Source organism: Paranoxybacillus vitaminiphilus, from assembly GCF_003259935.1.
Lineage (GTDB): Bacteria > Bacillota > Bacilli > Bacillales > Anoxybacillaceae > Paranoxybacillus > Paranoxybacillus vitaminiphilus.
The window spans coordinates 68000-81904 of the sequence record NZ_QLMH01000011.1 but is presented as its reverse complement, the minus strand read 5'-3'; the positions used below and the strand labels follow the sequence as shown (position 1 = coordinate 81904).

Genomic DNA, 13905 nt, shown 5'->3' with positions numbered 1-13905 from the left:
TATTATTAATTGTTTTATTTTGCTGCATTTTGAATAGATTCAGGAGCATCTTTATGATAGACAAGCTTCCATGCATCCAGCACATTTTCTTCTGTCACTTTTAATGACGGAACTGCCACATAAGCTGGAGCCTGTTTTCCAAGCAAAGCATAACCAGCTAAAATCGCCTCTGCGATCCCTTGGTCATACGGTAACTGTGCCCCTAGTCCTTTCACAATACCACCGGAAGCGATTTCTAACGCAACATTTGTCCCTAAATCAATTGTTGTAATAACTAAATCATCACGTCCCGCTGTACGTGCAGCTGCTAATGCACCTTCGGCAGGTACATCCCAAACTACAAAAATACCATCTAAATCTGGATGTTTCGTTAACATACCAGAAGCTACTTTTTCGCCATCACTAGGGGCTGTAATACCACCTCGTGCTACAATTTTAATATCCGGATACTTTTCTTTTATTGTCTTTTCAAACGCCTCTGTTCGCTGTTTTGTTACGAAGAAGTCCGCATCGTGGAAAATAACACCAACTTTCCCTTTTCCACCAAGCTTTTCTGCCATAATTTCTGCAGCTGCAACACCATTTCCATAGTTATCTGCTGAGACAACACTCACATAATCTTTACCTGCTTCTAATCCCTGTGGTGCATTATCCATAAATACTAACTTTACACCTGCGTCCGCCGCTTTTTTGTATGCTTCAGCGGTAGAAACAGGGTCAACCGGAATACTGACTATAATATCAGGATCCTTTGCTAGTACCGTTTCAATATCTGAAACTTGTTTTTCTGCCTTAAAATTGGCATCGGTCACCGCTACTACCTCAATACCCATTCTTTTAAACGTTGCTTTTAGACCTTCAATTTGAGCTGTTGACCAGTCGTTACCTGCATAATGCATAACAATTGCCGCTTTATAGTTTCCTTCTTTAATTTTGTTAACTTCCTCTTCAGTTAGTTGTAACGTTTTTGCTGAAACAGCTGTTTCTCCGTGAGGACCTTTACTTAAAATTTCTTGGTCCCCGGATATATCCGGATTAATTGTAATTGGCCCTGAAGTAGTATTTTCTGCCACCTCTGTAGTTTCTGTATTCCCTGTTTCTGATGACTCATTAGAAGAATTTGAAGCGCTTTCTTTTTGATTACACCCAGCAAGCACAAGACTACTAATAAAAAGAACCGTTACTAACATCATGAAAATTTTTCTCATATACCCATCCCCTTTTCTTGAAATACTAGCCTATTTTAGAGACCCAAACTCTTTAAAAAGTCCCGGCTAATTTCCGCACCTTTTTTTGGGTCCGGATAGCTGTCTAATTCTACAGTAATCCATCCGTCATAATGAAATTCTTCTAATGCTTTCATCATTTCAGCAAAATTTTGATGACCTTTCCCTAAAGGTAAAAATTCTCCATTGTCGTAATCTTTAAAATGAACGTATTTAATCCGAGAAGCGTATTTTTTTATAACATCGACCGGATTACCGCCTCCTGCCTCTATATGCGCGGTATCAGGACATAGATTAATAGACGTTAATGTCATTAACTTATCTAATTGTTCAGGAGATTCGACTATTGTTCCTAAATGAGGATGGTAGCTTGGGATTAAGCCGTATTTTTCTGCAATTTCTACAACTTTATTAAGGGCATGTCCTAAATCCGTGTAATCGCTTTCTAAAATGCCATTTGCACGAATGGCCCCACCCCCAACAACTAAATGCTTTGCACCTAATTCAGAAGCAAAAGCAGCTACTTTTTCAATTTTTAATAATTCTTCCTCTAAAATATCTGGAAAAATAAAATTTCCACCTGAATAAACTGCTATAAAATCTAAAGAATACTGATTCATTAATGCTTTAAACTCTTCTTTTTTATCGATATATTGCATGAGATTTCCATCAAAAATTTCAAATCCTTTGTATCCGGATGCAGCAATATCTTTTAATGCTTCCTCCGTCGAACCATTTGCAAGGTAGTAAAGGTCTTTAACGGACGTAACTCCTGCTGGGTGACCAACTACGCCCCCCCAAGTATTGGTTTGATAACCTAACTTCATTTTTCTCCCTCCATTCAATTGTTTGTCATGTCATTTTAACAACATAACATTCATCTATAGAACTTTCCTCACCTCCTCAATAAATGTAATCGATTACATTTTACTTTTATTAAATATAATTTTCCCATAAAAACAAGCGCTGATTAGGGCTGTTTTTAAGCCCCGATTACAAAAACTGCTCCGTAGATGTTTCTATATAATGTAATCCATTACATTTTTTAAAATTAATTAATTATTTTGAAACATATTCCTTGCATGTCTCACGAATCACCAACTGATCTTCAAGTATATATTGATTTTTTTCTAATTGATCTTTATTAATTAGCTTTATTAATAGCTCCATCGCTTTCTTTCCTATTTCAAACATTGGCTGTGAAATGGTAGTAAGTGCCGGCTCATAAATGGATGAAAATTTTATGTCGTCAAAACCAACAACCGAGATATCATCAGGAACATGCAATCCTTTAGATTTGATGGCTTTTATTGCCCCAATAGCCATTTCATCATTAGCAGCAAAAACGGCTGTCGGAGGTTGATCAAGTGCCAGAAATTTCATCATCATGTTATAGCCACTTTCAAAAGAAAAATCGCCCTCTTGCACTAAAAACGACTCGATTGGAATATTATGTTGTGCCATAGCCTGTCGAAATCCCTTTAATCGATCACGGCTCAATATAACATTTAGAGGACCGGATATAAAACCGATTCTTCGATGTCCTAAATTGATTAAGTATTCCGTCGCTTTTCTTGCACTGCTGATATTATCTATGGAAACGGTTGGAATTGTAGAGCCTTCTAAGTACTCACACGCAAGAACAACAGGAAATTCACCAGCAATCTCCTCTAACAAATGAGATTCAAGTCTCGCTGTCAACAAAATCATTCCATCTGCTTTTTTCTGGCGCAATATATCTAAATATCCTCTTTCACGTTCTACATTATTACCTGTATCCCCAAGAAGGACTTCGTAATCGTTTTCAATTGCCACATGTTCTATTCCTCTCAATACCTTTGAGAAAAATGTGTTCGTAATATCTGGTACGACAACAAGTATTGTTTTTGTTTCCAATTTCCGAAGCTGTCTAGCTAATATATTTGGCTGATAATTTAGTTTTTGTATCGCTTCTAAAACTTTTTCGGTCGTTTCCTTTTTCACATTGCCAGAATTGCTTAAAACTCTGGAAACAGTAGCTGTAGAAACATTCGCTAATTTTGCAACATCACTGATCGTTACCATATTTTATATCTCCGTTTCTTGAGTTTTATCTGAGGTTATTGTAATCGATTACAATTAAAATTTCAACTATTTTTTTATTTGTATATTTTCAGAACAATAACATGTTATCAAATGCATAAATGTACGCAAAAAATCCATGTTCATCATTCGAGAACTGCGCGAGACAGAAAAGGAAAAGAAGATGAAAAAGAGTAGAGAATCTTATAAGAATGCAAAAACTTAATTAATACTCATTTCTTTGTAACATTCGCTTTTCCTTTTCGTTCTACTCACTTCCTATACATAACGTAAATATCGTACTAAAACTTACGTACAGTTATTGATTATAAACAATGTGAAATCGCAGTAGCCACGGCGAGCGTAAGAGACATTTCTCTCGTCTTAGATGAAAACACAATTATAAAAAGCTTTTTGGAAACAAGCCCTCATCGAATATATACTTTCTTTTTTATTGATCGTTCAGATAAAACATTATATTCTAGGCGATTCTAAAAAGTAAAACAAGTTGCTTCTTCCGAGACAAGTATTCTGTTAATCGGTCCGCCCGATGCAGGAAAAGAAGCAAACGCCAATCTCCTCCATAATTTATAACTTATGGTATTTAAGCAATTATCACCATTAATGCAAGAAAACTGGAAAACATGGTTGTTTCTGTTCTATCCCAGCTCATCAATCAAAATGATCGACCTCTACATATTTACAGCCAAGCCACCGCCCCATCTATACAGAATTATGACCGAAAGTGAAAATGAGCATTCATCTGTCCCTTCAACATTTTTTCACGTACTTCTTTTGTCATTTCATTGCGGATTTCTCGTGTTGTCACTCCTTCTTCCCGTTTATCAGCAATTTCCATTAATCGTTCAACATCGGCAAACGAGTATTTACGAATTCCTTTGGATCGTTCAGGAAAAATGAGCTTCCGCTCTTCATAATAACGAATTTGCCTTGGGGATAATCCAGTCAACTCACTCACGATTCCAATAGAGATGACTTTTTTAAATTTATATGGGTCATTTTTCTGAGCCATATCGTTCACCTCTGTAAGAAGATACTTAACATAAGTATAAATAGATTTGTTAGAAATTGTTACTTTTTTGTTAAAAAATCTTACATTAATTATTTTTTATGTCATAAAACATAACAAATTAAATGTCGGAATCTAAAAAAAGAGGTATAATGAAAAATAAAAAAGGAGTGGAAAAAATGGGAAACCTCTTTCAGAAAGCAATAGCAAAACAGAAACAATTTTATATTTACGAACTAATCAAAACAGGCATGTTTACGGATATTAGTTCACTCACACAATGGACTGTTAAAGAATTGCGCCATGAATACGAGCGAAATGTATTACAGAGGAAAAAGAAAAAAATAGGGGGATAGCAATGGATCTAAAAGCTCTTGAGCTGGCAAAGCGAATTGTTGAGTTGGATCGGCAGAGGGACGCTACTTTTGAACAGTTGATTCGTTTAATTGGCGAACGCGCTTATGAAGTGATACGAGCAGTACAAAACCGTATATAAGTTTCATTAGCAAAAGGGGCTGACACTTGTTTTTTGTGTCAGCCCTCCCTTTCCTCGGATTGGCGGAGTATTGGCACTGCCGCCAACCATTTTATTTCCTTAAACGTGTTCCACCCTTGCTCTTCCTCCAGCGCCAATCCATGATTTTCTCCACTGTCTTTGTACAATCGTGATGAGTACCGTACATAAAACAGCGATTCCACTTAAAACGAGAAACCCATGAGTAAAAGAACCTGTTGCTAACTTCAAGTTCCCCAAAATTTTTGGCAGAAAATAACCTCCAAAACCTCCTGCTGCACCTACAATACCGGTAATTACACCAATTTCTTTTTGAAAGCGCTGAGGAACGAGCTGAAATACAGAACCATTACCCATTCCTAAGCTCATCATAGCTACAAACAGTAAAATTGTTGCTATTGTTAATGTTGGAAGAGTGGAAAGTAACGCCATCATAACGCAAACGACACTGTATAGAATGATTAACATTCGAATTCCACCAAGTTTATCCGCTAGCCAACCTCCAATCGGTCTGAAAAAGCTACCGGCGATAACACAGATAGTCGTAAAATCGGCTGCTTTTACCGGATCCAAACCGTACTGTGTATTAAAGAAGATGGTCAAGTAGCTTGACATACCAACGAAACCGCCGAAAGTGACGCTATAAAATATACAAAACAGCCATGTATCTCTTTGCTTCAAAACTTTTATATAATCGACTAACTTTTTCGGTGCAGGTTGATTAGGACTGTCTTTAGCTAAAATTGAAAAGATGATGAATGTAATGACAACAGGGATAAGAGCAAATCCGAAAACAATATTCCAGTCTCCATAATGTTGGGCAATACGATTAGCAAACAGTGTAGTGATAACAGTCCCGCTGTTCCCTGCTCCGGCAATCCCCATCGCCAAACCTTGATACTGCGGAGGATACCAGCGGCTGGCCAGCGGTAACGCCGCGGCAAAACTCGCCCCGGCAATTCCCAGCAATAAAGCAACAATATAGAGCTCTGACAAATTATCAGCAAATTTCCATCCCCAAATTAACGGAACAAACGTAACAACCATGCCGATTTGGGCTGTTTTTTTCGGGCCGATATAGTCTGTGAGAAATCCAAGAACAATTCTAAGAATAGAACCGCCCAATATAGGCAAAGCGACCAAATTCGCTTTTTGTGCAGCATTCATCTGAAAATCATTCATGATGATGACGGAAAGCGGACCAAGCAAAACCCATACCATAAAGCTGATGTCAAAATACAAAAATGCACTAAATAATGTAGGAGTATGGCCGCTTTTCAAGAAACTTCTTTGCTCCATCACACATTCTCCTTCACCCATTTTTTGATATAAAAGCTATATTCTGTGTGTACTATGGAATCTTGCTGCGTTTTCATCGAAGTTTTGAATACACCGATTTTTCCATCCGTGTTATAATGATTATGAAAGCATTTTCTTCGAGCGCTTCCTAATCTAATTTATAAGGAAGTGCTTTTTTTAATTTTTTTCTAAATTAACAATCGGGCTTATTCTTACAGCACAAATTTTAAATCCAGGCATTTTGCAATGAGGATCTAATGAATCATCGGTAATTTGATTAATATTTTGTATTCCACTCCAATGAAACGGCACAAAAACAGTATCCTCACGAATTTTGTATGAGTATTTGCTTCTTACAACAGCCGCGCCTCGTTTTGTTTCCAGCTTAACTAATGTATTATTTTCAATTTTATATTTTTTAGCTGCATTCGGATGGATTTCGACAAATGATTCAATATGACGTGACGCTAATGCTGGACTTTTCCTCGTCTGGACACCAGTTAAGTAATGGGATAAAACTCTTCCGGTGGTTAAGTAAAGCGGATACTGTTCGGTTATTTGCTCTTTCGGAAATTGATTTTCAACAACAGCCAGCCGCGCTTTTCCATCACGGTGAGCAAACGACTGTTCGAACATTCTTGCCGTTCCGGGATGGTCAAAAGACGGACACGGCCAATATACCCGCTCCTTCCGCAAGCGCTCATAAGTGATACCGTAGTAGTCAGCCTTTCCTCCCCGGCTAGCGAGCCGTAGTTCATTAAAAATTTCTTCCGCTGATGAAAAACGAAAATATTCTCCCCTGCCTAAAACATCTGCGATTTCACAAAGAATCTCCCAATCTTGCTTCACTTCTTTCGGGGGTATTTTCGATGCCGGTCTTAATGTTACCCTTCCTTCTAGATTAGTTATCGTTCCTTCATCTTCTAAATAAGAAGAAGTTGGCAATACTAAATCAGCTAGTTGTGCCGTTTCTGATAAAAACAAATCGACAACAACTAAACACTTTAACGTTTTTAATGCCTTCTTTACAAATTGCGCGTTCGGACTCGATACAATAGGATTAGATCCCATAATAAACATTCCAGTAATCTCTCCAGCGGAAATTTTTTGCATCATTTCATAAGCGGAAACCCCTTTTCGAGGCAATTCATTTTCAGAAATTCCCCAGACGTCGGCGATATATTTTCGATGTTCTTCATTTTCAATATCGCGGTAACCCGGGAGCTGATCGGCCTTTTGCCCATGCTCCCGTCCTCCCTGTCCGTTTCCTTGCCCGGTGATTGCCCCATAACCGCAACCCAATTTACCAATTTTTCCTGTTACTAATACTAAATTCAAGAAATTACGTACGGTCATATTACCATTTGTTTGTTGCTCCACGCCTCTAGCAGTAAATACCATCCCGGTTTGCGCGCTTGCATATTGAATCGCAGCAAAACGAATAACTTCAGGAGCAATTCCTGTTAATTGTGCGATTTCATCTAACTGGATTCGATCTATATGCTCCTTTAGCTCCGCAAATCCTTCCGTTTTCTCATCTACAAAAGCATAATCTACATATCCTTCGTCAAAAATAACTTTAAGAAAACCATTCACTAACGCAGCATCGGTCCCTGGTTTAATTTTCAAATGTAAATCAGCTAATTCACATGTTGCCGTTTCCCTTGGATCGATTACGATGAAATACGAACCGTTTTGTTTCGCTTGATGAAAATACGGCATGATCGTCGGCTGACATTCAGCAATATTCGTACCCGCTAAAATAATACAACGGGCAAACGGAATTTCCGATAACTTATTAGTTAATCCTCGATCGATTCCAAACGTATCATTCATCGCCGATGCTGCTGCGGACATGCAAAAACGTCCATTATAATCAATGTGTTTCGTCCTCAGCGCAACGCGGGCAAATTTCCCTAGCAAATATGCCTCTTCATTTGTTAACGAACCGCCCCCATAAACTCCTAATGCGTTGAACCCATCATATTTTTGAATTTTCCTAAAATTTTCTTTAATAAAATCTAAAGCATCTTTCCAACTCACACGAACAAATTGACCATTTACCTTTAATAGCGGAGATTTCAAACGTTCCGGGTGCAAAGCATGTTGATGAGCGTTTAACCCTTTGATACAAAGCCGGCCGTGGGAAGTAGGGTTATCCTTCGGAATCACTTTATAATGAGCCCTTTCAACAACACGTTCCTCAACAAGCTGCATCGTACATTGAACACTGCAAAACGGGCATTGTGTATCAAACAACGTTTCCGACGCGCGATCTTTTTGTTTTAGCCGAAAATAATTTAACAAATCTTTTGTCATTTTGCTTCACCTATTTCTTACAATTGTACATAAATTTTCTCGTTCTCAATTTCCACTTTATACGTTTTGACACAACCACGATCAGGTGCTTGCACATTCCCATCTCTCATGCAAATTTTCCAGTCGTGCAGCGGACAAAAGAGAAACTCCCCGCTGACAATTCCTTGTGACAAATCTCCTCCTCTATGCGGACAACGATTTTCTACCGCGTAAACATGATCATTCGATAAGCGAAACAGCGCCAGTTCCATATGCCCTATTTTTACACACTTTCCTATTCTTTTAGGAAGATGATGTAACGCTCCTACCTCAATTCGTGCCACATTGATTCCCTCCTAATGGTTTACTGGAACTTTCAAATCTCTGAATAATTTTTCTTGAATCTCTTTATTCTCGACAATTTCTTTCCACGGATCTTTTGCCGCTACTAAAGCTTCCTCAAGACGAACAAGCAGTTGTTTGCGGTTATCGACATCAAAAATCACTTCCCGAATGCGTTCAAGTCCGACTCGTTCAACCCATTTGGATGTTCTTTCCAAATAGTTGGCCGACTCGCGATAATATTGAAGAAAAGCACCTGTAATTTCAATGACCTCTTCTTCAGTTTGAACGGTGCATAATAAATCCCCTGCACGTAAATGAGTACCGCCGTTTCCGCCGACATAAATTTCCCAACCGCCATCAACACCGACGATGCCAACATCTTTAATTCCTGATTCCGCACAATTCCGCGGACAGGCAGACACCGCCATTTTCACTTTATGAGGGGTATTGAGGCGCTCCAATTTCTTTTCTAAATCAATGCCCAATTGAGTAGAATCTTGCGTTCCAAAGCGGCAAAATTGTTTGCCGACACACGTTTTTACCGTTCGCAACGCTTTTGCATACGCATATCCGGACGGCATATCCAGCTCCGCCCACACTTTCGGCAAATCTTCCTTTTTAATTCCTAATAAATCAATGCGCTGACCACCTGTTAATTTAATCATCGGAACATTGTATTTTTCAGCGACATCGGCAATTTTCCGCAATTGCTCCGCTGTTGTCACCCCTCCGTACATTCTCGGGACAACGGAATATGTTCCATCTGCTTGAATGTTAGCGTGCAGCCGTTCATTGACAAACCGAGATTCATATTCATCCTGATATTCTGTCGGATATAACATACTTAAATAATAATTTAAAGCAGGACGGCATTTCGAGCAGCCTTCTTCATTTTTCCATCCAAGTACATTCATAACTTCTTTGACGTATTTTAAATTTTTGGATTTAATTTCCTCAATTACCTCTTCACGGCTTAATGTTGTACAGCTGCAAATGGTTTCTTTCTCCACGCTGCGATCAAATTCTTCTCCAATCGTATATTCTAAAAGCTCCGCGACAAGTCCTTTACATCCTCCGCAAGAACGGGAGGCGTTTGTACAATCTCTTACTTGTTCAACCGTTTTAAGCCCTTTTTCTACAATCGCCTTGCAAATCGTTCCTTTCGTCACACCGTTACATCCGCAAACCACTTCATTATCTGCCATTTCTGCCGTCATACTTTTGTTTGATTGATTGGATGATGGCCGAAAAAATGACACTTGGAATGATTCTGAAATATTCTCGTTTTTCTGAATCATGTCGAGCAGTTTTCGTCCGTCACTTGTATCACCAAATAAAACGGCACCGATCATTTTTTCATCACGAATAACAACTTTTTTATAAATCCCGCGGAACTCGTCATATACTTTAATAGATGATGTTCCTTCTTGATCCATAAACTCCCCGGCAGAGAATACATCGACTCCAGACACTTTTAACTGGGTAGAAACGACAGACCCTGTGTAAGTTCGTCCTTTAATTCCGCAAAGCTTCTCCGCCAAAACTTTTCCTTGCTCATAAAGAGGAGCGACAAGACCGTAAACTATTCCGCGATGTTCAGCGCACTCGCCGACCGCATAAATATGAGGGACACTCGTTTCTAAATAATCATTTACGATAATGCCACGGTTCACAGCGATACCGCTTTGCCGTGCAAGTTCAACATTCGGCCTGATCCCAACGGCCATAACGACTAAATCAGCAGCGATTTCCGTTCCATCTTTAAAGCGAAGACCTTCTACTCGGTCATCCCCGATAATTTCTGCTGTCTCCTTTTGCAAAAGAAATTTCATTCCTTGTTTTTCCATCTCTCGTTGTAATAATTTAGATGCAGTCGGATCAAGTTGACGTTCCATTAAATGTTCCCAAATATGGACAACATTCACTTCCATACCTAGATTTAAAAGACCTCTGGCAGCCTCTAAACCTAACAATCCACCGCCAATAACCACTGCTTTTTTATATTTTTTTGCATATTCCATCAACATTTCACAGTCTTTTATATCACGAAACGCAGTTACTCCTTGTTTATCGCTCCCCGGTATCGGAAGAATGAAAGGTTTAGAGCCTGTGGCAATAATTAATTCGTCATATTCGGCAACTCGCCCCTTGTCCGTAAACACAAGCTGTTGTTCTTTATCGATTTTGACTACCGTTTCCCCGACAAAAAGATGAATATTATTTTTCTCGTACCATTCCCAATCATTCATTGTAATATCATCAATCGATGTGTCTCCTTGTAATACCGTTGATAACAAAATACGGTTATAATTCGGATAAGGCTCGCTTCCGAAAATGGTAATTTCAAATAAATCGCGATCAATTTTTAAAATTTCTTCGATACAACGCACACCTGCCATACCGTTACCGATGAGCACTAATTGTTTTCTCTTCATCTAACGATCCCTCCGTAACATAGCAGTTGAATTTTCAACGATGAAACCATATTACATACCAAAAGAATAAATATGAATATTAAAATTTTGAATAATATCATTGCTCCCCCCTTTCTTGTTGCTGCGTACCTCTATCTTATCAAAATATTAAATTTTATCACTATTTATGTTATAAAATTTAACATTGTTTTTTCATAAAAACTTTTTTGAAATATGCGATAAGACTTATACCAGGAATGTTCAAGCCACGAAATCGTTTCAGGCAAATAAACAACCTCTCCAATAATGACAGGCACTTGGATTTTTCTTTCCTTCTTGCCGGGCTGTTAGTACTTGCAACTGTATATTGCTGTGCTGCTGTTCCTTTATAGATGTTCTGAATGACCGTGATCACTTTTGTTGTCTTTTCCAATAAATATTGTTTAATCCTTGATTTCCTTTCTACCGCTATCTTCTCACAACCGAATGATTCATTCTTCCAAAAACACTTTTTCCCATTTCTGTTGCCCTTGCATTTTGCTAATATTTAAAAAAAGAAAAACAGAAGCGCACGCGCAAATGGCTTCTGTTACAAGAAACGAGTGATGGTTTTATCCCTCGGTCCTGCCTAAAATGTACAATTAGCATAATTTTGGCAGTTCAAATATACACTTTTAATCATTCATATCGAATTATATATATGCTTCAAAATTACTAAGCTTATATTTTATTGGTAACGATTCGTATTCTTTTCCCTTGGCTACACTATCCTTATGTTTATTTGTCTTTCTTTTATCGGCATAAAAGAGACTGAATTTCGTCTAAATCCGCTATGAATTGCTTTATTTCTTCCTGCGACAATTTCACAGGCATTTGATCGTAAAGAACGAGGATCTGGCCTTTCTCCTCATTTTGCTGGTTTTTAAGATAGGCTGACAGCTGCTGCATCTGATGCGGTTGAAGAACAGATTCAACAAAAAACTGTTTTAACTTTTGGATGGTGAAGACATTCATTTCATTGTCATATTCACCAGAAATAATGCGTCCTTCGATCCATGACATCCCTGCTATTCCTCCTGTTTTTGGTTTCATTTAGTGTTTCCTGAAAATCCATTTTTATGAGCACTCATTTATTTTCAACAAAGCGTTATAAGTCTGATTGATACGTTCGGGCAGTGAGGAGAGATCCCGCGTTTATCCGTTAGAAATCTGTTGAGAAAAAGGATCTCAACAAAAGAAAAGTAAACAAAAAGAGACTGTCTCATAACAGCTTTTGAGTCAGCCTCCTTATCTTTATTTTCCATTAGCTAGAACATATTATACGGAGATTTTTATTTTACAAATAACAGATCCGGCTCGCTTAAATATTTCTTAAGTTCGTTTAAGGCTTTTTGGGCTAAAACGCCGTCAATCAAACGATGGTCATAGCTGAGCGATAAGGCCATCATCGGTGCGATTTCAATCGAATCCTGAACAACGATAGGTTTTTTCTCAATTCTGCCGATGCCTAAAATACACGATTCCGGATGATTGATAATCGGGGTAAACCAAGAGCCGTCAGCTGAGCCGATATTCGATATTGTACACGTAGATCCCGTCATTTCATCCGCTTTGATTGAGCCGTCTCTTGCTTTTTTCGCAAGCTCTTCGATCTCTTTGGCGATCTGAAATAACGACTTTTGGTCTGCGTGTTTAATCACCGGAACGACAAGACCGCGGTCGGTGTCGGCGGCAAAGCCGATATGATATTCATCCTTTAAAATAATTTCTTCTCGTTCATCATCTAAGGAAGCATTTAACATCGGATATTTTTTCAGCACGGCTGTTAACGCTTTCACTACATAAGCGAGATAGGTGAGTTTAATCCCCTCTTCATCGGCAAATGGTTTTACCCTTTCACGATGGAACACAAGATTGGTTACGTTGGCCTCATCAAAATGAGTTACATGCGGGATCACCGATTTCGAATGAACCATCGCCTTTGCGATTACTTTTCGAATGCCGGTAAGCGGAATTCTTCGTTGACCTTGCGTGCTCACTTCCTCTTTTGTTGTTTCCCTGCCGGCTGCCGCTTCTTTTTCGGCTTTTGCTTGTTCTTGTTCTAATTTTCGTTTTGCTAAGACAGCCTCAATATCGCTTTTTAATATTCTTCCGTTAGGACCGGTCGGTGTCACTTCTTCAAGGCTGACATTGTGCTCTCTCGCAAATTTGCGTACAGATGGTGTTGCTATGAAAAACCGGTTTGGTTGTTTTTCCTTTTCTTCGCTTTTCTTTGCCGCGTTTCGAATATCTTCTTCCGTGACCTTGCCGTTAGGACCGGTTGGCGTGACAAGGCGCCAATCAACCCCGAGTTCTCTCGCTAATTTTTTTACACGCGGAGTAGCTTTTCTTTCTACAGGAGCCTCTTGCACAACTTTTTGTTGCTCCTCAGTTGAATTGTTTGTTAGCTCCTCTGTTGAAGGCGCTGTTTCATCGGCTGTTTCGATGACAGCCAATACAGCCCCGACCGCGGCAGTGTCGCCTCTTTTTTTCCTGATTTCTTTTACAACACCTGACTCCGGAGCTTCGATTTCCGAAACAGCTTTCTCTGTTTGCACCTCCACGAGTGTATCACCTTTTTCGACTGCATCACCTTCTGAAACATGCCAGAAAGTGATCAAGCTTTCATCATGATCATCGGATAGTCGCGGTAATTTTACTTCGATTAACATATCTGCC

The 13905-nt window shown here is 38.9% G+C and carries 12 protein-coding genes; 2 read left to right on the top strand and 10 right to left on the bottom strand.

Annotation, left to right across the window (positions count from 1 at the left end; translation table 11 throughout):
• Positions 1-14 precede the first annotated feature (14 nt).
• The 4 genes from B0I26_RS12660 to B0I26_RS12645 form a co-directional block, all read right to left on the bottom strand.
• The gene (locus tag B0I26_RS12660; RefSeq protein ID WP_111645793.1) at positions 15-1208 is read right to left on the bottom strand and encodes a substrate-binding domain-containing protein; all 1194 of its coding nucleotides are present in this window, start codon (positions 1206-1208) and stop codon (positions 15-17) included.
• A 35-nt stretch (positions 1209-1243) separates the two neighbouring features.
• Entirely contained in the window at positions 1244-2053 is an 810-nt protein-coding gene (locus B0I26_RS12655; protein WP_111645792.1) for a sugar phosphate isomerase/epimerase family protein, read from the bottom strand.
• 232 nt (positions 2054-2285) lie between these two features.
• A complete protein-coding gene (locus B0I26_RS12650) occupies positions 2286-3290 on the bottom strand; it encodes a LacI family DNA-binding transcriptional regulator (RefSeq protein ID WP_111645791.1) in 1005 nt (334 codons plus the stop codon).
• A 730-nt stretch (positions 3291-4020) separates the two neighbouring features.
• Positions 4021-4320, bottom strand: a complete 300-nt coding sequence (locus B0I26_RS12645) for a MerR family transcriptional regulator (RefSeq protein ID WP_111645790.1) — start codon at positions 4318-4320, stop codon at positions 4021-4023.
• A 149-nt stretch (positions 4321-4469) separates the two neighbouring features.
• Between B0I26_RS12645 and fbpA the strand changes: the two genes are divergently transcribed.
• Both fbpA and B0I26_RS18360 read left to right on the top strand, forming a co-directional pair.
• Positions 4470-4673 (top strand): Fur-regulated basic protein FbpA, encoded by a 204-nt coding sequence (gene fbpA, locus B0I26_RS12640; RefSeq protein WP_245934788.1) that lies wholly within the window; start codon positions 4470-4472, stop codon positions 4671-4673.
• Positions 4674-4675: 2 nt separating this feature from the next.
• Positions 4676-4813, top strand: coding sequence for a hypothetical protein (locus tag B0I26_RS18360; RefSeq protein ID WP_181502894.1), 138 nt, complete (start codon positions 4676-4678; stop codon positions 4811-4813).
• Positions 4814-4912: 99 nt separating this feature from the next.
• Here B0I26_RS18360 and B0I26_RS12635 read toward each other — a convergent pair whose 3' ends face one another.
• The 6 genes from B0I26_RS12635 to B0I26_RS12610 all read right to left on the bottom strand — a co-directional run bounded on the left by B0I26_RS12635 (position 4913) and on the right by B0I26_RS12610 (position 13898).
• On the bottom strand, positions 4913-6130 hold the full coding sequence (locus B0I26_RS12635; protein ID WP_111645789.1) for a nitrate/nitrite transporter: 1218 nt from the start codon (positions 6128-6130) through the stop codon (positions 4913-4915).
• 177 nt (positions 6131-6307) lie between these two features.
• Positions 6308-8449: an assimilatory nitrate reductase catalytic subunit NasC gene (gene nasC, locus B0I26_RS12630; protein ID WP_111645788.1), complete on the bottom strand. Its 2142-nt coding sequence runs from the start codon at positions 8447-8449 to the stop codon at positions 6308-6310.
• 17 nt (positions 8450-8466) lie between these two features.
• Complete coding sequence (gene nirD / locus B0I26_RS12625) at positions 8467-8772, bottom strand: nitrite reductase small subunit NirD (protein ID WP_111645787.1); 306 nt, start codon at positions 8770-8772, stop codon at positions 8467-8469.
• 12 nt (positions 8773-8784) lie between these two features.
• Positions 8785-11208, bottom strand: a complete 2424-nt coding sequence (gene nirB, locus B0I26_RS12620; RefSeq protein ID WP_111645786.1) for a nitrite reductase large subunit NirB — start codon at positions 11206-11208, stop codon at positions 8785-8787.
• 771 nt (positions 11209-11979) lie between these two features.
• Positions 11980-12249 carry a hypothetical protein gene (locus B0I26_RS12615; protein ID WP_111645785.1) on the bottom strand — a complete coding sequence of 90 codons (270 nt, stop codon included), beginning with the start codon at positions 12247-12249 and terminating at the stop codon, positions 11980-11982.
• A gap of 269 nt (positions 12250-12518) precedes the next feature.
• Positions 12519-13898, bottom strand: a complete 1380-nt coding sequence (locus B0I26_RS12610) for a dihydrolipoamide acetyltransferase family protein (protein WP_111645784.1) — start codon at positions 13896-13898, stop codon at positions 12519-12521.
• Positions 13899-13905 lie beyond the last annotated feature (7 nt).

Bases quoted from the DNA above. Each gene is read 5' to 3' on its own strand.
- B0I26_RS12615 (WP_111645785.1), bottom strand. From the start codon at position 12,249: ATGTCATGGATCGAAGGACGCATTATTTCTGGTGAATATGACAATGAA.
- B0I26_RS12650 (WP_111645791.1), bottom strand. From the start codon at position 3,290: ATGGTAACGATCAGTGATGTTGCAAAATTAGCGAATGTTTCTACAGCT.
- B0I26_RS12610 (WP_111645784.1), bottom strand. From the start codon at position 13,898: ATGTTAATCGAAGTAAAATTACCGCGACTATCCGATGATCATGATGAA.
- B0I26_RS12660 (WP_111645793.1), bottom strand. From the start codon at position 1,208: ATGAGAAAAATTTTCATGATGTTAGTAACGGTTCTTTTTATTAGTAGT.
- B0I26_RS12645 (WP_111645790.1), bottom strand. From the start codon at position 4,320: ATGGCTCAGAAAAATGACCCATATAAATTTAAAAAAGTCATCTCTATT.
- B0I26_RS18360 (WP_181502894.1), top strand. From the start codon at position 4,676: ATGGATCTAAAAGCTCTTGAGCTGGCAAAGCGAATTGTTGAGTTGGAT.
- B0I26_RS12655 (WP_111645792.1), bottom strand. From the start codon at position 2,053: ATGAAGTTAGGTTATCAAACCAATACTTGGGGGGGCGTAGTTGGTCAC.
- nasC (WP_111645788.1), bottom strand. From the start codon at position 8,449: ATGACAAAAGATTTGTTAAATTATTTTCGGCTAAAACAAAAAGATCGC.
- nirB (WP_111645786.1), bottom strand. From the start codon at position 11,208: ATGAAGAGAAAACAATTAGTGCTCATCGGTAACGGTATGGCAGGTGTG.
- B0I26_RS12635 (WP_111645789.1), bottom strand. From the start codon at position 6,130: ATGGAGCAAAGAAGTTTCTTGAAAAGCGGCCATACTCCTACATTATTT.
- fbpA (WP_245934788.1), top strand. From the start codon at position 4,470: ATGAAAAATAAAAAAGGAGTGGAAAAAATGGGAAACCTCTTTCAGAAA.